At 35.3% G+C, this 24,150-nt stretch carries 26 protein-coding genes; 14 read left to right on the top strand and 12 right to left on the bottom strand.

Annotated elements, in window-relative coordinates:
- Nucleotides 1-97 precede the first annotated feature (97 nt).
- Complete coding sequence (gene vanS / locus ASU02_RS17510) at nucleotides 98-1,219, bottom strand: vancomycin resistance histidine kinase VanS (protein ID WP_057765974.1); 1,122 nt, start codon at nucleotides 1,217-1,219, stop codon at nucleotides 98-100.
- The gene (vanR, locus tag ASU02_RS17505) at nucleotides 1,209-1,904 is read right to left on the bottom strand and encodes a VanR-ABDEGLN family response regulator transcription factor (protein WP_057765972.1); all 696 of its coding nucleotides are present in this window, start codon (nucleotides 1,902-1,904) and stop codon (nucleotides 1,209-1,211) included. The genes vanS and vanR overlap by 11 nt, the downstream gene beginning before the upstream one ends.
- A gap of 187 nt (nucleotides 1,905-2,091) precedes the next feature.
- Between vanR and ASU02_RS17500 the strand changes: the two genes are divergently transcribed.
- The 4 genes from ASU02_RS17500 (at nucleotide 2,092) to trhO (ending at nucleotide 5,543) form a co-directional block, all read left to right on the top strand.
- Nucleotides 2,092-2,454, top strand: coding sequence for a cupin (locus tag ASU02_RS17500; RefSeq protein ID WP_057765970.1), 363 nt, complete (start codon nucleotides 2,092-2,094; stop codon nucleotides 2,452-2,454).
- Between the two features lie 462 nt (nucleotides 2,455-2,916).
- Entirely contained in the window at nucleotides 2,917-3,264 is a 348-nt protein-coding gene (locus tag ASU02_RS26485; protein WP_157684530.1) for an outer membrane protein assembly factor BamE, read from the top strand.
- Between the two features lie 288 nt (nucleotides 3,265-3,552).
- A complete protein-coding gene (gene murB / locus ASU02_RS17490; RefSeq protein ID WP_057765965.1) occupies nucleotides 3,553-4,470 on the top strand; it encodes a UDP-N-acetylmuramate dehydrogenase in 918 nt (305 codons plus the stop codon).
- Between the two features lie 98 nt (nucleotides 4,471-4,568).
- Nucleotides 4,569-5,543 carry an oxygen-dependent tRNA uridine(34) hydroxylase TrhO gene (trhO, locus tag ASU02_RS17485; protein ID WP_057765963.1) on the top strand — a complete coding sequence of 325 codons (975 nt, stop codon included), beginning with the start codon at nucleotides 4,569-4,571 and terminating at the stop codon, nucleotides 5,541-5,543.
- A gap of 142 nt (nucleotides 5,544-5,685) precedes the next feature.
- On the opposite strand, the gene ASU02_RS17480 is transcribed toward trhO, so the two are convergent.
- Nucleotides 5,686-6,315 carry a helix-turn-helix transcriptional regulator gene (locus tag ASU02_RS17480; protein ID WP_057765961.1) on the bottom strand — a complete coding sequence of 210 codons (630 nt, stop codon included), beginning with the start codon at nucleotides 6,313-6,315 and terminating at the stop codon, nucleotides 5,686-5,688.
- Between the two features lie 340 nt (nucleotides 6,316-6,655).
- On the opposite strand from ASU02_RS17480, the gene ASU02_RS26480 reads away from it, so the two are divergent.
- Nucleotides 6,656-7,192, top strand: a complete 537-nt coding sequence (locus ASU02_RS26480; RefSeq protein ID WP_198317456.1) for a CueP family metal-binding protein — start codon at nucleotides 6,656-6,658, stop codon at nucleotides 7,190-7,192.
- 100 nt (nucleotides 7,193-7,292) lie between these two features.
- Here the strand turns inward: ASU02_RS26480 and ASU02_RS26475 are convergent, their stop codons facing one another.
- From ASU02_RS26475 to ASU02_RS17445, 7 genes are all read right to left on the bottom strand, one after another.
- Complete coding sequence (locus ASU02_RS26475) at nucleotides 7,293-7,439, bottom strand: hypothetical protein (protein ID WP_157684529.1); 147 nt, start codon at nucleotides 7,437-7,439, stop codon at nucleotides 7,293-7,295.
- Nucleotides 7,440-7,512: 73 nt separating this feature from the next.
- Nucleotides 7,513-8,685, bottom strand: coding sequence for a Ger(x)C family spore germination protein (locus ASU02_RS17465; protein WP_057765954.1), 1,173 nt, complete (start codon nucleotides 8,683-8,685; stop codon nucleotides 7,513-7,515).
- Nucleotides 8,682-10,139, bottom strand: coding sequence for a spore germination protein (locus ASU02_RS17460; protein ID WP_057765952.1), 1,458 nt, complete (start codon nucleotides 10,137-10,139; stop codon nucleotides 8,682-8,684). The genes ASU02_RS17465 and ASU02_RS17460 overlap by 4 nt, the downstream gene beginning before the upstream one ends.
- Nucleotides 10,136-11,218 carry an endospore germination permease gene (locus ASU02_RS17455; protein WP_057765950.1) on the bottom strand — a complete coding sequence of 361 codons (1,083 nt, stop codon included), beginning with the start codon at nucleotides 11,216-11,218 and terminating at the stop codon, nucleotides 10,136-10,138. The genes ASU02_RS17460 and ASU02_RS17455 overlap by 4 nt, the downstream gene beginning before the upstream one ends.
- Before the next feature lie 150 nt (nucleotides 11,219-11,368).
- Complete coding sequence (locus ASU02_RS27245; RefSeq protein ID WP_269745994.1) at nucleotides 11,369-11,491, bottom strand: hypothetical protein; 123 nt, start codon at nucleotides 11,489-11,491, stop codon at nucleotides 11,369-11,371.
- 97 nt (nucleotides 11,492-11,588) lie between these two features.
- Complete coding sequence (locus ASU02_RS17450; RefSeq protein ID WP_057765948.1) at nucleotides 11,589-12,605, bottom strand: DUF3231 family protein; 1,017 nt, start codon at nucleotides 12,603-12,605, stop codon at nucleotides 11,589-11,591.
- 159 nt (nucleotides 12,606-12,764) lie between these two features.
- Nucleotides 12,765-13,109, bottom strand: coding sequence for a cupin domain-containing protein (locus ASU02_RS17445; RefSeq protein ID WP_057765946.1), 345 nt, complete (start codon nucleotides 13,107-13,109; stop codon nucleotides 12,765-12,767).
- A 203-nt stretch (nucleotides 13,110-13,312) separates the two neighbouring features.
- Here ASU02_RS17445 and ASU02_RS17440 point away from each other — a divergent pair, with 203 nt between their 5' ends.
- Genes ASU02_RS17440 through ASU02_RS17430 form a run of 3 tightly spaced genes read left to right on the top strand, consistent with a single transcriptional unit; the run spans nucleotide 13,313 to nucleotide 14,652 of the window.
- Nucleotides 13,313-13,513 (top strand): DUF1657 domain-containing protein, encoded by a 201-nt coding sequence (locus tag ASU02_RS17440; RefSeq protein WP_053476490.1) that lies wholly within the window; start codon nucleotides 13,313-13,315, stop codon nucleotides 13,511-13,513.
- A 57-nt stretch (nucleotides 13,514-13,570) separates the two neighbouring features.
- A complete protein-coding gene (locus tag ASU02_RS17435; RefSeq protein ID WP_057765944.1) occupies nucleotides 13,571-13,777 on the top strand; it encodes a DUF1657 domain-containing protein in 207 nt (68 codons plus the stop codon).
- Nucleotides 13,778-13,791: 14 nt separating this feature from the next.
- A complete protein-coding gene (locus ASU02_RS17430; protein WP_057765942.1) occupies nucleotides 13,792-14,652 on the top strand; it encodes a DUF421 domain-containing protein in 861 nt (286 codons plus the stop codon).
- Between the two features lie 347 nt (nucleotides 14,653-14,999).
- On the opposite strand, the gene ASU02_RS27025 is transcribed toward ASU02_RS17430, so the two are convergent.
- Entirely contained in the window at nucleotides 15,000-15,152 is a 153-nt protein-coding gene (locus tag ASU02_RS27025; RefSeq protein WP_232426282.1) for a hypothetical protein, read from the bottom strand.
- Between the two features lie 467 nt (nucleotides 15,153-15,619).
- Here ASU02_RS27025 and ASU02_RS17425 point away from each other — a divergent pair, with 467 nt between their 5' ends.
- The 3 genes from ASU02_RS17425 to ASU02_RS17415 all read left to right on the top strand — a co-directional run bounded on the left by ASU02_RS17425 (nucleotide 15,620) and on the right by ASU02_RS17415 (nucleotide 20,074).
- Nucleotides 15,620-16,903, top strand: coding sequence for a C40 family peptidase (locus ASU02_RS17425; protein WP_057766049.1), 1,284 nt, complete (start codon nucleotides 15,620-15,622; stop codon nucleotides 16,901-16,903).
- A gap of 168 nt (nucleotides 16,904-17,071) precedes the next feature.
- The gene (locus ASU02_RS17420; RefSeq protein ID WP_057765940.1) at nucleotides 17,072-19,243 is read left to right on the top strand and encodes a malate synthase G; all 2,172 of its coding nucleotides are present in this window, start codon (nucleotides 17,072-17,074) and stop codon (nucleotides 19,241-19,243) included.
- Nucleotides 19,244-19,306: 63 nt separating this feature from the next.
- Nucleotides 19,307-20,074, top strand: a complete 768-nt coding sequence (locus ASU02_RS17415; RefSeq protein WP_057766047.1) for an IclR family transcriptional regulator — start codon at nucleotides 19,307-19,309, stop codon at nucleotides 20,072-20,074.
- 201 nt (nucleotides 20,075-20,275) lie between these two features.
- On the opposite strand, the gene ASU02_RS17410 is transcribed toward ASU02_RS17415, so the two are convergent.
- On the bottom strand, nucleotides 20,276-21,121 hold the full coding sequence (locus tag ASU02_RS17410) for a glycerophosphodiester phosphodiesterase (RefSeq protein WP_057765938.1): 846 nt from the start codon (nucleotides 21,119-21,121) through the stop codon (nucleotides 20,276-20,278).
- 169 nt (nucleotides 21,122-21,290) lie between these two features.
- On the opposite strand from ASU02_RS17410, the gene ASU02_RS17405 reads away from it, so the two are divergent.
- From ASU02_RS17405 to ASU02_RS17395, 3 genes are read left to right on the top strand one after another with little or no spacing between them, the layout of a single operon-like run.
- Nucleotides 21,291-22,424 carry an ABC transporter ATP-binding protein gene (locus ASU02_RS17405; RefSeq protein WP_057765936.1) on the top strand — a complete coding sequence of 378 codons (1,134 nt, stop codon included), beginning with the start codon at nucleotides 21,291-21,293 and terminating at the stop codon, nucleotides 22,422-22,424.
- The gene (locus ASU02_RS17400) at nucleotides 22,421-23,338 is read left to right on the top strand and encodes a carbohydrate ABC transporter permease (RefSeq protein WP_057765934.1); all 918 of its coding nucleotides are present in this window, start codon (nucleotides 22,421-22,423) and stop codon (nucleotides 23,336-23,338) included. The genes ASU02_RS17405 and ASU02_RS17400 overlap by 4 nt, the downstream gene beginning before the upstream one ends.
- Nucleotides 23,335-24,147 carry a carbohydrate ABC transporter permease gene (locus tag ASU02_RS17395; protein ID WP_057765932.1) on the top strand — a complete coding sequence of 271 codons (813 nt, stop codon included), beginning with the start codon at nucleotides 23,335-23,337 and terminating at the stop codon, nucleotides 24,145-24,147. The genes ASU02_RS17400 and ASU02_RS17395 overlap by 4 nt, the downstream gene beginning before the upstream one ends.
- Nucleotides 24,148-24,150 lie beyond the last annotated feature (3 nt).

The following is a 24,150-nucleotide window of genomic DNA, read 5'->3' as shown; positions in this document are numbered from 1 at the left end:
AACACAACTCCTTATCTCATTGCTTCACTAATTAAAACATAAAAGAAGGAGTTAGTTTTTAATTTTCTATTATTGAAATCTTAAGATTCCCTTAAGATTAGATCGGAATCGTAACCGTGAATACTGTTTTCTCATCATTGCTTTCCGCAGAAATGCTGCCTCCATGAGCATGGACGATTTCTTTAGCAATAGCCAGCCCTAATCCAGCTCCACCTGTCTGAGCAGTACGGGAAGTATCCAATCTATAGAATTTTTCAAAAATCATTTCTAGCTTATGAGAAGGAATGATTTTTCCTGTATTGGTAAAAGTTATTATTGCCATTTCATTTTTCCTAGTACCGCAAATTTCAATGATGCTATTTTCATAACTATAGGCGATAGCATTTTTTAAAATATTGTTAAATACCCTTGCTAATTTGTTTGGATCCGCATCAATCTTAAGATCATTATCAACTTCCACAATTGTTTGCCTTCCATTTGGGGCAAGTAAGGGATAGAATTCATCTGCTATCTGCATGAGCATATAGTTCAGATTGATTGTTTCTTTTTCAAGTAAAATCGACTGTAAATTAAACCTTGTAATTTCGAAAAATTCATTGATCAATTGTTCTAAACGAGTTGCTTTTTCCAGTGTGATTTTCAAGTATTTTTCTTTTTGCTCAATTGGCATATCTGCTGCCTCATCTAAAAGACTTAAATAGCCAATAACTGATGTCAATGGAGTTTTGATATCATGAGCTAAATAGACAACAAGATCATTTTTTCGCTGTTCTGCTTCTTTTGCGTCCTTTGCACGCTTTTCAAGTTTACTTTTAACTGTATTCAGCTTTTTTTCCATAAAGTCCAGTTCGGCAGGAAGTTGAATGTCGGTATCTGACTCCTCAGTTAGCCTATCAACGCCTTCACTAATTTTATTAAAATAACGTGTAAATCGAGAGAGTGCCAGATAAAAAATAACAAGCAGCAATAGTATGAACCCAATCGCAAGCCACAATGATTTATTCATTTGAAATATTGATACATAAATATTTTGTGCAGTATAGAAATCAAGCTGAAGCACGTTTTCACAAAAGCTAATAAACATATTGGCAAAAGGAGCCTGCAAGACACCATCAATTAAAGCAAAGTAAACGAAATAACCGACAATAATTGTTAAGAGTAAAATTAAAGTAATCTGAAGAATGATTTTCCTTTTTAGTTTGCTAAATTCATTTTTCAATCGTATACCCCACTCCCCAGACCGTTTTTATATATTTGGGATTTTCTGCGGACTCACTCATTTTTTCACGTAAATGTCTAATATGAACCATGACCGTATTATTGCTGCTAAGATATTTTTCACCCCATACTTCCTTAAATAATTCCTCAGAACTAACAACACGGCCTCGGTTCACGCATAGAAACCTAAGAATGGAGAACTCTGTCGGTGTTAACGATAAAGCCTTTTCGTTTAATTGGCACTTCCGTGTATTCAGATCAAGAATTAATCCTGAGATGGCAATAATATTTTCATCCTCTTCTGTATCCTGCTGATTATACTTTGTAAACCTCCGAAGCTGTGCCTTTACGCGGGCAATTAGCTCCAAAGGGCGAAAGGGTTTTGTTATATAGTCATCTGCACCCAATGTTAAGCCTGTAATCTTGTCGATCTCTTCATCCTTGGCAGTTAGCATAATTATAGGGAAATGAAACTTTTCTCTGATTTTTTGACAAATGGCAAATCCATCTGTATCTGGCAGCATTACATCAAGAATAGCAAGATCTAGTTTTTCCATGCTGATGCAATGGAGAGCTTCCTTAGCAGAATAAAATTTATAGACAGTATAATTTTCATTTTTTAAATAAACCTCAATTAAATCCGCGATTTCCTTTTCATCATCAACAACTAAAATATTAATACTCATGTGTATGGTTCCTCCAAATATTTCTACCCTTTATACCTACTTTAACAGCTTTTTTTTTGGTTTCAACTATTTGGACAAGTCGATACAATTGTAAAAATAAATAAGTAAAAAAAAGGAATGTATTCTTGAGTAACGAATCTAGTAGATGAAAAGTTATTAATTACTGAAAATAGGAGAGGACTTTTAAATGGAAATCTATTCTTTTAATAAAGATACAGGGAAGAGGATCACAGTATTCAATTCGGATTTTATCATGTCTCGAATCATTCAAACAAAAAAAGAAGCACATATTGGATGTATGCACTTAGAGAGAAGTGGGGTTATTGGGTTTCACCAAGCCAAATTGCCGCAGCTGCTTCTAATTGTAAGTGGCGAGGGCTACGTTCGTGGAGAAATAGAGAATTATGTAAAAGTTCATACTGGAGACGCGGTGTTTTGGATGAAGGATGAGTGGCATGAAACAAAAACAGATACAGGGTTAACAGCCATTGTTGTTGAAAGTGAAGAATTATGTCCATTGGATTTTATGGCATTAAAGAATTTTGAATAAGCAGGTAATTAAATGAAAAGGGCACAACTTATATAACTATTGTACAAGTGAAGGCAAAATAGCAAATAACAAAATTGGTGAGAGTACAAAGGAGCAATCAAACAAAAATTGTACTAATTTTAGAGAAGAACTTTCCAAAAACGGTTAAATGAACAAACATGTGGGATGGCAAAAAGAAATGATAGAGTTAGTATTTATTATAACAACTATAAAAAAGTTGATTACTACATAAAAAGGCAGTTGAAAATGAAAAATATTTTTTACTTTATTTTCGGTGGGTATATTGTTCTATACGTGTTATTTTATTTTGGTTTAAGCATTTACATCGACTCAATGCATTCTACTTTTCACAGATTAAGTGTATCTGCCATTCTGATGCCAGTAGGACTATTACTTTTATTTTTACTAGTTTTATGGAAGTATACGGATTTAAGACATCACAGGGAGGGGAGAGGAGTATGTTTGATTGTTACATTCCTTTGCCTAATACTCCCTCTCTATTGTTTTACTGTTTTAGGTATAAATGAGAAAAAAGCAAATTTCACTGCCGAACGTTGGCTGGCTAAATCTGATGAAAGAGTATATATGATCGATGATTTGCTGAGCAGGACTAAACTAATCGGACTGTCAAAAGAAGAGGTCATCATGTTATTGGGAAAACCTGATGCTATCGAGCGTTTTAAAGATGATAACACTATTGTCTATTACCTTGGCAATGAGAGGGGATTTATTAGTATAGATAGTGAATGGCTAGTTATCTGGTTTGATAATGCCGAAAAGGTTTTAAATTATAAAGTCCAGGCAGATTAGTATACTTCACCAGTTTTTTACATATCTTTAGTGATTTTAAGTTACTCAAATGAATGAGTAACTTTTTTGATATTATCTCGAAATTGAGATATTAAATAGATACTTATTCAAAAGGATGAAAAAATGGAGATAGTATGTTATAGTAGCAAAGGGTTTTTAAACATTTTGGTATAAAAACTTAAATAATGTTCTATCAGAGTTGTTCATTTGATCGAACACACTTCTAAGGTAGATATCATTAAATATAAGTGAAAAGGGATATCTATTTAGGATTGAAGGAGAAAAATGATGAGTGATTATCAGCATTTTGTGAATAGTATTTCGGATGATGTTTTGGATGAAAATATTAAAACATTGGAGCCGATTAAACAGCATACGTTTACAAAACTTGGTGGAGTGGCAGATCTGTTTATTACACCATCTAGTTTTACAGAAATACAGGCAGTCTTGAAGCAGGCAAAAAAGTTCAATATTCCTGTTACAATTCTTGGGAGCGGTTCGAACGTAATTGTGCGAGATGGAGGCATTCGTGGAATTACTTTATGCCTTACTAAGTTTAATCATATAAGTATAGAAAATGATGTGATAACTGCACAAAGCGGTGCTGCCATCATTGCTGTTTCTAATTTTGCATTGAAAAATGAATTGACTGGCTTAGAATTTGCATGTGGGATTCCAGGAAGTGTTGGCGGAGCTTTATATATGAATGCTGGTGCATATGGGGGTCAAATTTCAGATGTGCTCGAAAAAGCACGGGTTATCACAAGAAATGGTGAAATAGTAACGATGTCTAAAGAAGAATTGCAATTAGGCTATCGTAAGAGCATTTTCATGAATAGGGATTATGTTATTTTAGAGGCGGAATTTCAGCTAAAACAGGGCGACCACAAATTGATTAAACGCGAAATGGATGAATTTACTATTGCAAGACAATCAAAACAGCCGCTAGAATACCCTTCTTGCGGCAGTGTTTTTAAGCGACCGCCCGGACACTATGCTGGGAAATTAATTCAAGATAGCAAGCTTCAAGGGACCAGAGTTGGTGGAGCAGAGGTATCAAAAAAACATGCTGGCTTTATCGTGAATATCGATCAAGCTACCTCTAATGACTATATTGATTTAATTAATGTGATTAAAGGGACAGTTAAGAAAAATTTTGAAATTGACTTAGAAACAGAAGTGATTTTTTTAGGTGAAGAATCTTAGAAAGAGTAAAATTGTAAGAATAGCAATAAGGTATGTGGATCCTACCTAAATGCATTAATATCTTGCAAATATTAATAATGATAGGTGGTAGTATTAAAATGACTGAAAAAAATAAACCGTTTAGAGTCCTCTTGTATTATATGTATGTTCCTATTGACAATCCTGAAGAGTTTGCTAGTGACCATTTGAAATTGTGTAAAGACCTTGAACTAAAAGGAAGAATTCTTGTTGCTGAAGAAGGGATCAATGGAACGGTTTCAGGTACAATTGAACAAACCGAACGTTATATGGAAACAATGAAAGCAGACTCACGTTTTGCTGAAATAGTTTTTAAGATAGATGAAGCTGAGCACCATGCCTTTAAAAAGATGCACGTTCGTCCTAGAAAAGAGCTAGTTACACTTCGCTTAGAGGATGATATTAATCCGAAGGAAGTAACTGGTCAATATTTAAACCCGAAAGAATTTTATGAAGCAATGCAGGATGAGAATACAGTAGTGATTGATGCTAGAAATGATTATGAGTACGATTTAGGTCATTTCCGAGGTGCTGTAAGACCAGACATTAAGGCATTCCGTGATTTACCTCAATGGATAAAGGAAAATAAAGAGGAGTTTGCTGATAAAAAAATCCTAACCTACTGTACTGGCGGCATCCGCTGTGAAAAGTTCTCCGGCTGGCTAGTAAAAGAAGGGTTCCAGGATGTAGGCCAGCTGCATGGGGGCATTGTGACCTACGGAAAGGATCCGGAGGTACAAGGTGATCTTTGGGATGGACAATGTTATGTTTTCGATGAACGAATTAGTGTACCAATTAATCAGAAAGAACATGTTGTAGTTGGAAAAGATTACTTCACAGGAGAACCTTGTGAGCGCTATGTAAACTGTGCGAATCCTGAGTGCAACAAACAAATTATTTGCTCAGAAGAAAATGAATATAAATATTTACGAGGATGTACACATGAATGTCGAGTACACCCTCGAAACCGTTATGTGAAAGAACATGAATTAAGTGATGAAGAAACCTCAGCAAGGTTAAAACAAATTGAAGAGAATTCAGTAGAAGTTATCTAGGAGAACGAAAAATTTATGTATCTTGAATAACTAGTTGGCCATGTCCATACATGTTACATTATTCAAGATTAGGTGAAGACGTGCTCGCTATCGCGGTAATAAAAAAAACATGTTAACGACTAAGTCGTTAGCATGTTTTTTTTTAGTCATGATCCTTGATTAAAAATCTGCAATGCTCATCATTGTCAGCTTTGCAAGTTTTTCTTTTTACATTACTGGTTCCTAAGACCTCTTTGAACATTTCAGTTTCACAAGAACAAGCTTTTTTATATTCTTTCGCGACTGTATAAATGGGACAGTTATATTCTACAAATTCATACGTCTCGTTATCTATTTTTGTTACATCTGCCATATATCCCTTTTTTATTTGAATATTTTTAAGCTCTTCTATTTTTTCTTCGAAGTTTTTATTTTGCATATTTTGTTTATAACTATTTTTAAGTCGTTCACTTCTTTTTTCTAAAAGATAATCAATAATTTCTTCCCCATGCAATTCTTCTAGATCATGCAGAAATTCTACAGTTAAATTTTCATAACTGCTTGGGAATAGTTCTTCTGCTTTTGGAGATAATGAATAAACCTGGATGGGTCTTCCCATTGGTTGTCTTACCTCATTTATGACAAGGAATGAATCACGTTCTAGAATATGTAAATGTTTTCGGATAGCCATTTCTGTAATTCCTAATGACTTAGAAAGTTCGCTAACAGTTAAAATTGTCTCCTTTTTTAATAATTCAAGTATTTTATCTCGTGTAGAGACTCTTGAAACCAATGCAGTCACCGTCCCTATTTTCGGCTAATAAGCATTAAAAAGTTATATATCGATCATTATTGAATGCTATTTTGTTATTATATTTGTTTGTGTGCATAAAAAATGTTTGCAAAAATAGTTGGCTGGACGGGTAATCAAACTCAGCCTCCAGCATCATTTAAATGACCTGAAATGTTTTAGAAAACAGCCTAATAAAGAAAAAATGATAGAATAAAATAGAATGTTATTCTATCATATATTTGACAAAAAAAATACACAACTTCAGCCAAATCAAATGCATAAAATCTGCATACTTTTTGGATATAGTAAGCAATGATTGTGAAAGGAGGATAAATAATAGATGAAAAGAATAATCTTTGGTCTAACTTTATTGGCTTCCATTGTTTTAGCAGCTTGCAGCGCAGGAAACACGAATGAAGATATTTCTTCGGAAAAAGGGGAAACAGAAAACATAAAGGAACTAGTCAATGAGTACAGTGTTGGAAAATTAAAAGATCAGACTGCTTCTATCACTTCTAAGGAACTCATTGTAACTGACAGTGACGAGAACAAGTTAACCTACGACTTACCTGCGGACGAATTTTTTGTTTCGATAGCCCCTTATGTTAATGAAACCCATCCATGAACGAATCATAGCTTGACAGGTTGTCAAGGTGAAATGGTGGATAAAGAGTTTGACGTGTACATTGAAGATACTGAGGGAAATGTAATTGTAGATGAAAAAATGAAGTCTTTAGCGAACGGATTTATCGATTTATGGCTGCCGCGAGATAAAAAGTACCATATAACGATCACAAGCGATGGGAAAAAAGTGGAGTCTGAGCTTTCTACTTTTGAAAATGACGGTACATGTATAACAACTATGCAATTAACATAACAAAAAGAAACCATTTTGATTAACCTTAATTCAAAATGGTTTCTTTTTCTTTATCTCCCAATGAGAACCCAGTGAAAAAGGTTCTTATTAAGAGTCACTATTAGCGTCTTTTATCACTAGACTGCTGTATGGGTACATGCTTTGGACGTTCTGGATAGGAAGCCTTTCCTTTATCATCAGGTCCCGTTAGATCATTTCTTTGATCCAAAACCCTTCCTGTATATTCAATAGGTTGTTTGTTTGGCATTTATTATCTACTCCATTATTAATTTTGTGTTAAATGACAACACACTAATTATTATCTAACAACATTCTCTTTACTAATCATTTATTTTAATTTTTTGTTTTTTAAAGGAACCCGAATGCTGAAGTGAAATATAAGCTTTGAAATCATTAATGCTATCTTCCTCAAGAAATGGCTCATTTTTCTTAGTCATTTGTTTCCATTTACTATTATGTTTTCGATATAATTGATGCTCTAGGTTTAAAAAATCTATATTTTTGTCTAAACCCAATTGATAAAAATCCTTTATTTGAGAAATTATGCTGTCTTTAACAAAGTTTTGCATATGATTTACGTTTAAAACGTTATTTTTTAGTCTATTGCTGATATATCCTTTAGCAAAAAAAACTACATCATATTTATATCTTCCATTTACTTTAATGGGTATAATTTTTACATATTGTTCTTCAAAAACTGTAAGAAATTCGGGTTTTTCTGTACTTGGAACTAAAATTGAAGCCCGCTCTGTTTCGGATGCAATCCAGCGAATGCCTTTAATATCATTTAACTCGAAAAATCCTTTATACTCTTTATTTTTAAGAAAAAAGGCACCGTTTATTGCCAGTTTTGGCTCAGCCTCTTTATTTTTTTTCCACTGTTTTCTGTTGATTTTTAATGTAGGAATATATGTTGTTTGGACGGGTTCCAATAGCTCCCTTGCAAATTTATTTAATCTAATGGGTCTAACCCATGAACCTTGTTCATATGAGCTCTGCGGGCTATGCAATATTGTATTCAATGAGGATTGATTAAAAAAACCATTGGCAGATAAAATATCCTCAATCGGTTCCAACGTGCCAAATACCCAAGGTGTGGGTCTAAATTCGTAATATCTCGTTAAGCCATCATAGATGTTTTCTATTCCTTTATTTAAGGCTGATTCACTAAGAACAATTGCAGTTACATGCGCCCAAATAATCCGTTCTTGAGAAGTTCGGTATGCCTTAAAAAATGCATCAATGAATGTTTCTCCGATTGTTTCTGAAATATACACTTGAGGAGGGGCATTTGTGGCATATTCAGTTTTTGCTACTGAACCTAAGCCTAACATTTGGATATAAATATGGTATTTGTTATCTTTAAAGTCTACTCCTATAGCTGTTGCAAAATTTAGATTTTGAACTTCATTAATATCGTTGCTGCATCCTGTTGTTAACAATATAGATAGAAGGAAGATGATGATTCTAGGAATATGTATTATGCGATTCATCCTTTTCTCCTTTTTAGCATTTTTGAGGTGAAACTTCTTCGCTTAAATGGGTTAATTAGTAAAGCTGATAACATTTCTTTAAAATTTAAGGAGGAAATGGGTTCAAGATAGGCTATTTTAAATGATTCAAGCCGTGATATGTAAACGAGGATGCCTATGACACTAATAAATAGCCCATAAATCCCTAAAAAAATACAAATTAGCATAACAAAGATCCGTAGGATACTCACAGTACCTACCAATGATTGATTAACTAACGTGTAGCTTGCAACTGCGGTCATCGCAATAATTACTATCATAGTTGGTGATGCCAGACCTGCTCGAATAGCTGCATCCCCGATAATTAACCCGCCAACAATTGAAATAGTTTGCCCGACTACTGTAGGCATACGAATGCCAGCTTCTCTAAGAAACTCAAATAAGCCTAGAATAATAAATGCTTCTAAGCCGATGGGAAAAGGCAGCCCTGCTCTTGATACAACAACAGTTGATAAAAGCGAAAATGGGAGTTGATCCACATTAACAGAAGCTAAAGAAATCCAAAAACCTGGAAGAAGGATGGCGATTACTAATCCTAATATTCTTAACATACGTTGAAATGCAACGAGATAAAATGGAAAATGGACATCTTCTGGTGATTTAACGAGCTCAAAAATATTTATTGGACCAATAAGCGCTAAAGGGGATCCATTTACAAAGATGATAAATCTGCCACGCAATAAGCATTCGATTGCAAAATCTGGACGAGTGATATAGTCGAGCAAAGGGAATAAAGAAAATGAACGATCTGAAATCCATTGCTCTAATTGCCCACTGCTTATAATACTTTCTGTTTGAAAATTATCTAAGCGATTCCTCACTTCTTCTATTGTATCGTTATTTATTTTGTTTTTTAGGTAAAGCAGTGAAACTTTTGTTTGACTCAATGATCCGATTTGGAAAGATTCACAGTATAAATCAAGTGTTTTTATTCTTTTTCGTATGAGTGAAATATTCACATGCAGTTCTTCAGTAAAACCATCTTTTGGCCCTTTGATAGATACTTCAGTATTGGATTCTTCAGGTGTTCTTTGCGGAAGCTTTGAAAGATCAACTCCATAAAAATATGGCATACCTTCTTTGTATACAATCAAAAAACCAGAAAATGTCTTATTAATCATATCTTCTGCACTGCCAATTTGAATGATTGGAGGTAAATCTCCATCATGAGATCGGCTTATTAGATTATTATCATTCTTAATATGCAGAAGAAGATTATTAAAAATTTCATTAAGCTGAACAGTATCAATCATGCCTGTACAATAAAACAACTGAATATCGATATCCGTATCGATTGGGATAAAATAGATGTCGGAATAGGGGCGCATCATCCCTTTTAGCTCTTCACTAGTTAATTTTCCCATTTTAAGAGTATGATTTATAGTGGATATACCATGTACTTGATCATAATTCATGTGTTAATTATTCCTTTCCGTAAAGGTAAATAACTAATGATAAACAGGAATAAAGAAATGAATAAAGCTAAGATGACAGTACTTGAATAAAAATATTTTCCAACAAAATGTTGAACCCACATATCACTAATTGGAAAAATGGTAACACTTGCCAAAATTATTGAGAATAGAATAAATATTAGAATTTTTATCTTTTTTGAACTAGTTTCTACAACATCTGATACTAAAAATAAACATAAAGATATTCTAATGATCGCACCACTTAATAATTGAAACACAGCTAAAAAATCAACATGTGAAATGTGTTGGCCAAGTGTGATTAGCCTCCATAGTTCAAATGCTGGAAATCGCATATCAGCAGCAATGCTTGGTCCGAATGCAGCAATTGATCCGAGTGTGGGACCAAGAACCAGTCCAAGCAAAATAGAAATTAGAATAAGAATATATAAAAAGGAGTAAGATTTATTTAAATGGTGCTGAAGAAGCAGCAGAACGAGTAGGTCAACACTTCCTCCTAATATAGTAATAGTCCCCTTAATAATAGGATCATATCCATTAATTAATACCGGGAAAATATATGAATAATCTTTAGCATCCATCGTGGAAAAAGCAACAAAATGCCCCAAAAGCCAGACAAGGGGCAATAATACTGTAGATATATATACGATTGATTTCATTCCACTGTATGCTGTCCAAACACAAAGGAGGAGGAAGGGCAGCATGACTAACCAACTAGGTGAAAGTGGAAGGAAGTAAATTTGAACGGTTTGAATTAAATCATAAAAGGATATTACACCTACAGATACAATATATAACATTAATAATGTGAGGATGAATTTTGAGATTTGTTTTCCAGATCTTGCTTGCAGCCAATAATAAAGTTTCTGTCTTTGTGTATTTTTTGACATAATACGGTAGATCACATACCCCCAGCAAAGCAGAATAAAATATGCAGCTATGACACAAACCCATGAATCTCGTTTTGCACTACTCAATAAATGAGGCAGAATGAGTACATGGTTTGAAATTCCAATGAATAAGATTAAAACAAAAAATAGCTGAAGTCTGGAAAACTGCATGTGTACACCACCGATATCTCGTTATTATGGTAGTATTTGTGCTTTTTACGTTTTTATGTAAATGAAAAATATAGAAAGGCAAGCATATGAATATGCCTGCCTTATATTTACACAATGCGGAAAAGTGCGATACGAAAAGAATATTCATGCTTAATTGTAGGAAGGCATTCGTAACAATTCATCTAACTTCCATTTGAAAGTCTTCATAAAAAATACCCCTTTAATAAACAGCGTTAATAAAGCAGATATTAAGCGGATAAGAATATTCAACATGTATCCCTCCACATTTATATTTAGTGTTAGTAGATAACACTTGCCTTATTATTCATCTGTGAACCCATATTTATTCAGAAGGGAAGAATCAACCTATTCATTTTTGATTTTTTCCATTAATTATTTTCGTGCGATCTTCCACTTGAGGTGGTTCTTCTAACCACCCATTTTTTATCATAATTTTGATCCCATCATTTGCATAAAAGAAAACATCCTTGGCAAACAATGAAGTTTTCAAGATAACATCATTTCTTAAGCTAAATACTGCTCCAAAACTTCCTCCGACAATCCCAAAGCTATTCAAAAGATAAACGCAAAACATCATAAGCTTTTGTGAAAATGGCGCAATGGTGGATGAAGTAACGATGCTTCCGGAAGTAGCAGAAAACTGAACATCACTTTCTAAAAGTATTTGCTCATATTCTTTTATTTGTTTTTTTGCTAGATCCATTCCCTTAACAAAGTATTGTTTTACTTCCTCATCCTCTGCACATTGTGCAAAACCAGTTATCAGCTGCATGCCAATATTATTGGTTTCAATTCCATGGTGAAGATATCCTAATTCAATGTCATTTAACGATCGTTTGTCGCCAAAAAGTTTAAAGCCTTTTAAATAGTCTTTGCTTTTAATAAACCCTGTAGATTTGGGCATTGTTACATTAGGTGGAAGTGTGAGTATTCCCTTCTCAAGCAAATACAATGTAGATAGTTTATAAATTTTTTGAGTAATAGCAGTTAGTCCCTCGTAAATAGCCATCACATCATCACGGTATGCCATATTCATATTTATTGTATACATCCCCATGCTAATTTCCTTTAATATCCGAATGAACATAATATCAAAACCATTGTCATATAAATTTGGCGCTTCGATATTTACATCCTCTTTGGTAAATCCTTTAGGAATAGCAGCCCCTTCACTTATAAAAATGCCCTCTATTTTTTTGACGTAATAATCAAGTTCTTGCCATAATCCACCCATAATATTTATAGCTTGTTGGTCATCAGCTTTCTGGATAAAGTAATCTAAAACTCTTATAATGAGTGTTTTTTCTTGGTATGTAAGCCAAAGCGTTCCTAGTTCCGAGGAACTGATAGGATTTTTATTATTCATGAGTTTGTTCACTCCAAAAACTTTATAATTAAATTATGTTCATTATTCCGATGGATTATTCTGTTATCATCGATTCACTTAAGAGACTCTATATCATAAGTCCAAATTTTTCATTGAAATAAAAAAGGACTGGAGGTTAACCAGTCCTTAAAAAAAATATCAATAAATATTCTGTACATACCTTTCATCGGGAATCTTATTTAACATAACATATAAAGTTGTATGATCATTCCCATTATTAATAAAGGCGAATTCCTCGTCTCCGCCAGCCAATATTACATCTTTTTCATTTACCTCTGAAGGAACGCCATCTATTGTCAGTGTACCGCTTCCTTGAAGTACCAATAAATAAACATTTGTTCCAGGATGCTTATGTGCAGGAAGCTGCTGACCTGGCATGAAGTTTAGCACAAATACGGTACTTTCTCCCTCACGAAAAAGGATTCTTTTAGTAAATTGTTTAGCGTTGAATTCTTGAGCTTCGATAATTGATTTTTTTTCCATTATTACAACCTCCATATTAGAGAGTATCGTACATGTTAATGATAATAAATCTCAACTGAGGGAGCAGTGATGAGTATCACATTTTATATATTTGCAGCGCGTATGTCACTGCAGATTTTTTTCCAAAAAGTAGTTTTAATATTGCTGGCAAAAAAAGAAATAATATCTTTGTAAGATATCACTTAAAGAAAGAAGGAAATGAAATGACTGTAGGAACGAATATTAAGCAAACAATCGCAGGTTTAAAAAGCGCACAAGCAAGCTTTGAAACGTTTGCATTAGCAACTGATAATAAAGCAGCAAAGCAGTTATATCAAGATGCTGCACAGCAAACTCAGGCGATCATTGATAATGTACAGCCACGTTTGCAGCAAATTCAGCAAGAAGAGCCTCAATATAAATGATTGCATGAATGGTTGGCTTCTTGCCAACCTTTTCATTATGTAGAAGAGGGTGTTAGAATGACAACAATTTCCAGTGTGAATCAATGTGTATCAACAATTCGTTCGATCGAAGCACAGCTATCTAGCCTTGCTTTAAATTCACAGGAAGAAGAATCTCAAAGGACGTTTCATGACATGATGAACATCATGAATGAGATTAAGAAAGATCTCCAATACCGGGTGAATGAAATGGTGCTAGAAGAACCACAATATAAACAATCATAAGGTGAGGTGAGAGTATGTCAGATTGGAGCCATATTATTGTTCGTTCACTATTATTTATGATCGTTTTATTTTTCTTTACAAAGATATTAGGGAAAAAGCAAATTTCGGAAATCTCCTTTTTTGAATATATTTCTGGAATTACAATAGGAAGTATCGCCGGTGAGGTGATTATGGGTCTGGAAAGTAATATGGCTCATGGAATTCTTGCCATTTTCTTATTCGGAAGCATCACGTATCTAGTGGATTTTCTGTCATTAAAAAGCAATTCATTTCGTGATTTTGTCGAAGGAAAAAGCACGATTTTTATTAAAGATGGAAAGATCATGGAGGATAATTTAAAGAAAGAAAATTATTCTACAGATGAGCTGGGAACTTTACTAAGACAAAAAGATGTCTTTAATGTAGCCGATGTTGAATTTGCGGTTTTAGAACCGACGGGCGATTTAAGTGTACTATTAAAAAAAGAAAACAGACCTTTAACTGCTAAAGACTTAAATATGAAGGTGCCAAATGAAAAAGCACCTCAAATGATCATTAGAGATGGAGAAATTGTTTTTGATGCACTTGCTGCAGTGGGGAAAAGTAAAAAATGGCTGGATCTTGAATTAGAAAAGCTCAATGTAACATTAGATAATGTCTTTTATGGACAAGTTGACTCGTATGGTGAACTGACTGTCGATCTTTTCGATGATAAAATCCAAGTGCCCACTCCTCAAACAAGACCATTATTAATGGCAATGATGAAAAAATGTCAAGCCGATCTGGAAATTTTTAGTCTTGAAACAGAATCTGCAGATGCGAAAAAAATGTATGAGAAAAATGCCAAAAAACTTAACGAGGCAATTAATACATTAAGCCCCTATTTAAGTAACTAGGAACCCCCTGCTAAAAAGCTAGGGGGCTTATGAAGGAGAGCAAAAACAAAGGTCGGCGTCCATTGACATAGTTTGTGATCAATTAGTGGTAACAAAGTAAATGGTTAGTAGCCATTGGTTTGCCGTCACCCTAATACTGTACAGAAATCTTCTCCTTCTATGTGTTGAAGACAAGTCTCACCACTTCAAGGTTTTGAAATACTTATCACTGTCAAAACCCAATTCAATCGTAAAATCTTTTGCGTTGATAAATTGGACAGCCTATTTGCTTAGCGCTCCATTTCAAGTGCATTGATGCGATATTATTTAGAGGGCAAAAAGTGCCGCTTTAATGAAAACCAATTTCTTTATATTTGCATGCTTTGAACCCGGAGCTGTGGAGCAAGTTCCATTGCTTCTGCTATAGGGAGAGTCCTCTTATTAAATGGCATTTCATGAACGGCATTTGCTCGATAACCTAATCGACCGGGCAGTCGAAATTCAAGTCGAACCTGCTCCATTACTTCTTCTACATCCTCCAATTGACGTAACTGTTTTGGCAGTTAGCTTCCTTTTTCTATTTTGATAAAGGCAACATGGTCCATTTCCTCTTTAAATTTATGAATTCTCTTTTGAAAATACACTTTTAGTTCAACAGCTTCTGCAAGCGAGATGTTAGTCATTTGAAATCTCTTTTACTATATTCATAGGAGCTCAATGCCTCAATCTAGATAATGTTACCAATAATTAACTAGTTATTCCAGAAAATATACATATTAACACTCTTTTTCAAGTATATGGAACTGAATGAAATATTCTTGTAATATTAATAACATCTTCCTGTCAAATTACGATGATATAATTCAACATGGAAGTGAAAGTAATAGATATTTTGTCAAAAAAAATCGAAATTACATGAAAAATAACATAATTATCTGAAAAAATACATATAAAACCAACTAGAGTATATCGGAAGGCAGGCAAAATGATGAAAAAGCAACTAGTAATCTTAAATACGACATTAATGCTTGGATTAGGAGGAGCGTTTGCTATTCCGTCTGTAAAAGCTGATTCCTTAAATACACAAAAATCATCAATTCAAAAACAGCGTCAAGGCATACAATCTAGCCTTTCAAAGGCAGATCAGGAATTAACTGCAGTTCTTGAAGAACTAGCGAAATTAGATGTTCAATTAAAAAGAATTGATCAAGCAATTCTTGATAATACTCAATTAATAAAGAAAACAGAAACAGACATTACAAGTACGAACGCAGAAATCGAAGAACTCAATAAAGAGAAAGCTATCATTCAAGAAAGAATCGACAAGCGAAGTGTTATTCTAAAACAACGTGCAGTTTCTTACCAGGAAAATGGGAGCTCCTCGATTGGCTATGTTGAGGTCCTTCTTGGATCAACTAGCTTTGGTGACTTTATTGAAAGAGTCGGTGCTGTAACAAAAATCGTACAGGCAGACCAAGATATTTTAGCTGAGCATGAAGCAGATAAAAAGATTTTAGAAGAAAATCAAGCAAAAATAGAAAAGAAATTAAATGAATTACAAGAAATGAAAACAGAACTTGAAGGTATGCAAGTGTTAATGAATGAGCAAAAGGCTCAAAATGATGCATTAAAAAAAGATCTTGAAGCAAAAGAAAATGAAATTGCAGTACTAAAAGAAGGATTACAGTACAAGGATAGTGAGCTTGCTGCAAGAGAAGCAGAAATCAGACATAGAATTGCAAGCCAGTTCACTCCAAAAAGTGTTTCTGTAAGTTCTAATTCAAATTCAAGTTCAAGTTCAAATTCTAAATCTAATTCAAGTTCAAGTTCAAATTCCAGTTCATCATCCAGTGAAAGCAGTTCTTCTAATAATGTACCTTCAGCAAGTGGAGATTTAAGTACAATTATTTCAGCTGGATATAAATATATCGGAAATTCTGTTTACGTTTTTGGTGCAGGAAGATCGGCATCAGATATTGCAAATGGAAGATTTGACTGTTCTGGTTTTGTATCATGGGCGTTTTCTCAAGGAGGAATTAACCTTCCTTCAAGTACTTCATCCTTAAGATACTCAGGAACGAAAGTGTCACCAAGCGATTTGAAACCAGGAGATTTAGTTTTCTTCGACACATATAAAAAAGACGGACATGTGGGCATTTATATTGGTGGAGGAAAATTCATTGGTTCTCAATCCTCTACAGGTGTAGCAGTTGCGACCATGACGAGCGGGTATTGGAAAGATCATTTTAACGGACATGCAAGACGTATCTAATAAAGTAAAAAACCACAGTTGTGATTGAAACTGTGGTTTTTTTATTTTACAGATTTTTTAGAAAATTATTGAAACGGTACAATAACCTATGATATTCTTTTTTTACGATAGAAGGGAACAGTGTTTCGTAATAACAAACAATAAATTATTAGGAGGTTATGATAAAAAATGAATTATCGGAAAATTAGGAATATGCAAGTGGCATTAGAATTATTTGATTTTATTAATTCTGAAGCACTTCCAGGAACGAGAGTGGAGAAGGAAGAGTTTTGGCAAGGATTTGGAGCAATAGTGAAGGAGCTCACACCTATAAATAAGAAGCTTCTTTCAGAAAGAGAAGATTTTCAAATTAAAATAAATTCATGGCATAGAGAAAATAAGGTATTTGATTTTGAAAAATATAAAACCTTTCTAGAGGAGATTGGTTATCTGGAGGATGAAGGAGAAGATTTTGTAATTACAACGGATGAAGTTGATGAGGAAGTTGCCATTCAGGCTGGTCCTCAGCTAGTTGTACCTGTAAATAATCATCGCTATGCACTCAATGCAGCGAATGCTCGCTGGGGAAGTCTATATGATGCTCTTTACGGAACGGATGTCATAAGTGAGGAGGATGGAGGTCATCGCAGCGGAGGCTACAATCCGGTTCGAGGTGAAAAGGTTATTGCCTTTGCGCGTGCATTTCTTGATCAAACCGCCCCATTACTTGCTGGATCACATAAGGATGTGGTGCAATATAAGATTGTGGATGGTCAATTTCTAGCACAATTGAACAATGGGAATGAAAGCAAATTAATTAGCGACGAAAAATTTGCAGGCTACCAAGGAGATACTCATAATCCCACAGCCATATTATTAAAAAATAATGGATTACATTTCGAAATACAATTGGACCGTACCCACCCGATAGGTAAAACAGATGATGCAGGTGTTAAAGATATTCTTCTTGAAGCGGCATTGTCAACGATTATGGATTGTGAGGATTCTGTCGCAGCTGTTGATGCAGAGGATAAAGTTCAAGTGTATCGAAGCTGGCTGGGTCTAATGAAGGGAGACCTGACTGCGACTTTTACAAAAGATAATAAAACAGTAAAAAGAAAGTTAAATCCTGACCGCAATTATAGGTCTCCGAATGGCCAAACTTTCTCCTTGCATGGGAGGTCATTAATGTTTATTCGCAATGTTGGTCATTTAATGACAAATCCCTCCATTTTAGATGGTAATGGGGAGGAAGTGTATGAAGGGATTATTGATGCGGTTGTTACAAGCTTAATTGCAAAGCATTCACTAATTGGAAATGCAGAATATCAAAATTCCAAAAAAGGTTCTGTCTATATTGTAAAACCAAAAATGCATGGCTCTAAAGAAGTCGCTTTTGCGAATGAGTTATTTAACAGAGTAGAAGATTTACTTGGTTTAGAACGAAACACGCTTAAGATTGGTGTAATGGATGAGGAACGCAGAACCTCTCTTAACTTAAAAGCTTGTATACGGGAAGTAAAGGAACGAATAGCATTCATTAATACGGGTTTTCTTGACCGTACTGGGGATGAACTTCATACATCAATAGAAGCTGGGCCAATGATTCGTAAAAATGAGATGAAATCATCGATTTGGCTGCACGCCTATGAAAAGTCAAATGTGAATAATGGGCTTGCAACAGGGTTCCAAGGCCATGCCCAAATTGGTAAAGGGATGTGGGCTATGCCTGACTTAATGGCAGAAATGATCAAGCAAAAGGTGACGCATGTAAAAGCAGGAGCAAATACGGCTTGGGTGCCATCTCCTACAGCTGCCACCCTGCATGCCCTACATTATCATCAAGTCGATGTTAAATTAGTACAAAACGAAATATTATGTGAACAGCCAAGCCTACGGGATGAAATCCTGCAAATTCCGGTTGCACCTAATCGAAACTGGGGACAGGAGGAAGTACAGGCAGAACTGGATAATAATGCGCAAGGAATACTTGGCTATGTTGTCCGCTGGGTGGAACAAGGAATCGGCTGTTCAAAAGTGCCTGATATTAATAATATTGGGCTAATGGAAGATCGTGCGACATTAAGAATTTCCAGCCAGCATATAGCTAATTGGCTGCATCATGGCATATGTACAAAGGAACAAGTAGAAGAAACTTTAAAACGAATGGCAATTGTCGTAGATAAACAAAATGCTGAGGACCCAGTGTATCGTCCAATGGCTCCTAATTATGAGGATTCTGTCGCCTTCCAAGCAGCATGCGAATTGATATTCTCTGGATATGAACAGCCAAACGGATATACAGAGCCGATCTTGCATCGGAGCAGACTGGAAGCAAAGATGAAATTTGCAATCAAGTAATTATCAAGCTGGGTATATATTGATTTAAAAAAGCAGGTGTTACCAATCAGGAGTTGAAGAATGTTGGAAAGAGAGAATATGGTGAAATCTGTGAGTCGTGCGCTAGATATTATTAAGCTAATCAGTTGGAAAAAAGGCGGGCTAGGAGTAACAGAGATTGCTAATCAGATGGATATTAACAAAAGCTCGGTTTACAGAATTCTTTCCACACTTGTTCAATATGGCTATGTTGAACAGGATAAAGGCACAGAACGGTATAAATTGGGCTATCAATTTTTAGAGGTGAGTTCAAGGCTTTTAGAATCACTTGATATACGAACAGAAGCGAAGCCATTTTTACAAGAACTTGAAAAAGAGACGAACGAAGTGATTCATCTCGTTGTCTATGATCAAGGAGAAGTAGTATATATTGAAAAGTTAGATGGGAATGAAGCATTGCGTATGCACTCTAAGGTTGGGAAAAGGGCACCAATGCATTGCACGTCAGTTGGTAAAGCCATCCTTGCCTATCTTCCAGCAGATAGTGTTCAGGAAATACTCGAAAGAAAAGGACTTCCTGTTCATACAGTTAAGACTATTACAGATAAGAATGTTTTAGCTGAGGAACTTGCTGAGGTAAAGAAGAAAGGGATTGCACTTGACTTGGAGGAAAATGAAAATGGGATTACATGTATAGCTGTTCCGATTTTTGACCATTTAGGTAAAGTTGCAGCTGCCGTCAGCATTTCCGGACCGACGATTAGAATGAATGAGACGAGGTTAGTAGAGCTTCAGCCTCGTATGATTGAAATTGGAAAGCAAATATCAGCAAGACTTGGGTTTTTAAGTTAAAAAAAAGTCCGAAACAACTTAAGGGTGTTTCGGACTTTTTTAGAAAATCTAATGAAATAAATTGATTATACATATTAAATTGTGAAATACCTATTTTTTTGAGAGAAAACAAACTCTCGGATATATGGTATTAATTGTGAAAGATTCTAATTGTTTTTTACTTTTTCTTGTGAACCCGCGATATAAAACTAGGTTATTTTTTCATTCCTCAAAAAAAGAATCTGTTAAATCAGTAAATACTCCGGTAACCCCCCATTTCATTAACTTGTCCAACTCTTCTTTTGAATTAACTGTATATGGATGGACAAGTAATTGCGCTCTTCTTGCTGTTTTAATATATGCTTCATCAATCATTTGATAATTGGGTCCGACCCCAACTGAATATTGCTTCCATTTTTTGATTTCTGCTTCTGTTAATTTTGCTGGACTCTGATAGGAGAGAAGCTGGATTAAAGGGATCTTTGGCTCGATCTGAAAGATTTGTTTGAGGCTTTTTTCACTAAAGGACTGAATAATTACCTTTTGCTCGTTAATAAGATCATACTTCCGAAGCAGGCTGAGAAGTTTTTCCTCCATTTGAGGGTATTTATCAGGTGATTTTGTCTCGATATAATAGTTTACTTCTTTTCCAAAATAGGAGAAAACCTCTTCCAGAGTTGGGACGGTTAAAAATTCATAAGAAGGGTTAGCATGCAGCGGAAATTTTTTATTGAACCATGAACCTGCATCAAGTCTCTTTAACTGTTCTAGTGAATGTGAATCTACGCGCCCTACTCCGTTTGTTGTGCGATCAACCGTTTGGTCATGCATGGCAACTAGGACTCCATCCTTTGTCATTTGCAAATCAATTTCAATATAATCAGCACCAAGTTCCCGCGCTAACTCATAGGATACGAGTGTATGTTCAGGTGCATAGGTAGATGCGCCGCGATGGCCGATGACAATAAAAGAATCTGGAATACTGGGAGGGTCAGGTGCCACAGGCTTCAGCCCCCCCCCGATGGTACATATCAGTAATCCATATATTATTAGTATTTTTTTCTTCATTTTATAATTTTCTCCTTCATTTAATAGGCTGAAAGACTCCTTGTTTTTGCAAATTTGATATTGTTAGCATATTTAAGATTATGTGTAATTAGAATATGAAGGAGAGAAATATTTCCAATCTATAAACATCTTGCTATAAAGCTCCCAAAGGGCATGGAGGGATGAATAGTTGAAAAAAGTAGAGCTCCTGAATGTATCAAAGACTTACGATAAAAAAACAGAGGTCATTTCCAATATTAATGTCACGATAGAACCAGGTGAATTTTTCGTACTAGTTGGTCCTTCTGGCTGTGGGAAAAGCACTATGCTGCGGATGATTGCTGGTTTGGAAGACATCACAGGAGGGATCTTGCGAATAGGTGAAAAGGAAGCTAATCACTTACCTCCCAGTAAAAGAGATATATCAATGGTCTTTCAAAACTATGCGCTCTATCCACATTTAACTGTTATGGAAAATATCGTTTTTGGTCTGCATGTGAAGAAAATACCAAAGCTAGAAAGAAAGACTCGATGTAATGATGTTGCGGCCATGCTTGGTTTAAGCGAATATTTAAACCGAAAGCCCCGAGAACTTTCAGGCGGGCAGCGCCAGCGGGTTGCCCTCGCCCGGGCAATTGTGAATGAAGCACCTATTTGTTTAATGGACGAACCTCTGTCCAATTTAGATGCAAAGCTCCGGGCACATATGCGATCGGAAATTAGACAAATACAAAGGCGTCTAGGGATTACGATGATTTATGTTACCCATGATCAAGTGGAGGCAATGACAATGGGGGATCGAATAATGATTCTTCACGATGGCAAGATTCAGCAGATCGGAAAGCCAATCGATATTTATAATCATCCTGCAAATCCTTTTGTTGCAACGTTTATCGGCTCCCCACCGATGAATATTGCTGAAGGCGTAATGAATGAAATGCAATCTGAAATACTGATTGCCGACATATGTAAAATTAAAATTCCGGATGAAGATAGCAGGCTTTTACAAACGAAGCAGGTTCTCGTAGGCATACGGCCAGAGCATATAAAGGCGGCCTCAAAAGAGACGAGCCATGAGAGCAGAATGGTTGTAGAAGCAATTAATGTTGAAATCCTGGGGAATGAAACGATCTTTTCATTTAAAGTTGGTGGACATGAATGGATGGCTAAATGGAATGGTCAATGGCGCCTGCAGGTTGGTGATCGTATACCTATTCAAATGAAATATGAATCCATATGTTTATTTGATCGCAAAACGAATGAGCGAATAAAAGCGCCAACAGATATTGAAAATTTTATCCTCGATAAAGAGGTGTTTTTATGAAAGAAAGCAGTGTCAGTCTTCTTGCAAAATCAAGCATCTGGAAAAAATCTTTAAATGCTCGGACCGCCCTTCTCTATTTGTTCCCATCAATTCTTCTTTTTTCTGTTTTTGTTTTTTATCCGATGTTTCGGACAATCTATTTAAGCTTCTTCTTAACAGATCAGCATGGAAGTGCAGCACTATTTGTCGGGTTGGAGAACTATACCTACTTATTAGAATCGCAAGCCTTTCGAAATAGTATAAAGGCAACGATATTATTTGTTTTATATACAGTTCCAGCAGGTGTCATTCTTGCTTTATTTCTGGCATTAATTGCAAATGAAAAGCTGAGAGGTATCGGCTTTTTTCGAACAATTTATTCCTCAACGATGGGAATTTCTGTTGCTGCTTCATCTGTTGTTTGGCTTTTTCTTTTTCATCCCAGCGTCGGCATGTTTAATCGTTTTTTAAGCCTCATGAACTTGCCAGAGGTTCAATGGCTGCTGGATCCGGATTGGGCATTATTATCAGTTTCAATATCTACGATTTGGCTTAATACCGGATTTTCATTTTTGATTCTTTTAGGCGGTCTGCAAAACATTGATGGATATTTATATGAAAGTGCAAAAATTGATGGGGCAGGTTATTGGTATCAGCTTCGAAGAATAACGATTCCGATGCTGTCACCGACATTGTTTTTTATAATTACTATCTCATTAATTAATGCTTTTCAATCATTCGGACAAATAGATATTTTGACAAAAGGCGGTCCCTCGCAGGCTACTAATTTAATTGTCTATTCTATTTATCGAGAAGCGTTTGTAAACTATCAGTTTGGTACAGCAAGTGCTCAAGCAGTCTTTCTATTTTTGTGCATACTAATCGTCACGATTTTGCAGTTTAAGTTTGGCGAAAGGAAGGTGCATTATCAATGAGCTTTCCGAAAAAAATTGTTTTCTACTTCCTGCTTTTATTCTCAGCCTTCCTGCTCTTTTTTCCGGTTATGTATGCTTTCATGATTTCTTTCATGACTGGCGGAGAGATCATGCAAGGCAAGTTTTTTCCACAAACATTTACCTTTGATAATTATTTCAGAGTATTTGAACGTTTGCCATTGATGAAGTATTTAATAAATAGCTTCGTTGTTTCAGCTGGTGTAATGATTGGCCAGCTGATCGTCTGCAGTATGGCCGCGTATGCGTTCGTATTTATTTCTTTTAAGGGAAGGGATTTTATCTTCTTCCTATTTATTTCAACGATGATGATCCCCTGGGAAGCAACGATGATACCGAATTTCTTTACCATTCAAAAATTAGACTGGACAAATACGTACCAAGGACTGACGGTCCCATTTTTTGCATTGGCTTTCGGGACATTTCTGCTGAGACAGCATTTCAAAACGATTCCAAAAGAATTATTTGAAGCCTCACAAATTGCTGGTTTAAGCCGATTTGCTTTCTTTTGGCGTGTGATTCTCCCCGTTTCCAAAACAAGTCTTGTCACTTTAGGGGCATATGGATTTTTAACGACATGGAATATGTATTTGTGGCCATTATTAGTTACAAACAACGATCAAGTCCGGACCGTCCAAATTGGACTGAAGCAGCTCCAGTCCCAAGAGGTCGCAACCGAATGGGGGGTGGTCATGGCTGGAGTAATTGTTGTTATAATCCCAACATTGCTGCTATTGTTTATCGGTCAAAAGCAATTGCAAAAAGGATTAACACAAGGCGCATTAAAGTAAAAT

The organism is Cytobacillus praedii, assembly GCF_001439605.1.
Classification (GTDB): domain Bacteria; phylum Bacillota; class Bacilli; order Bacillales; family Cytobacillaceae; genus Cytobacillus; species Cytobacillus praedii.
The sequence above is the reverse complement of the archived record's forward strand: the minus strand, read 5'-3'. Positions and strand labels throughout refer to the sequence as shown.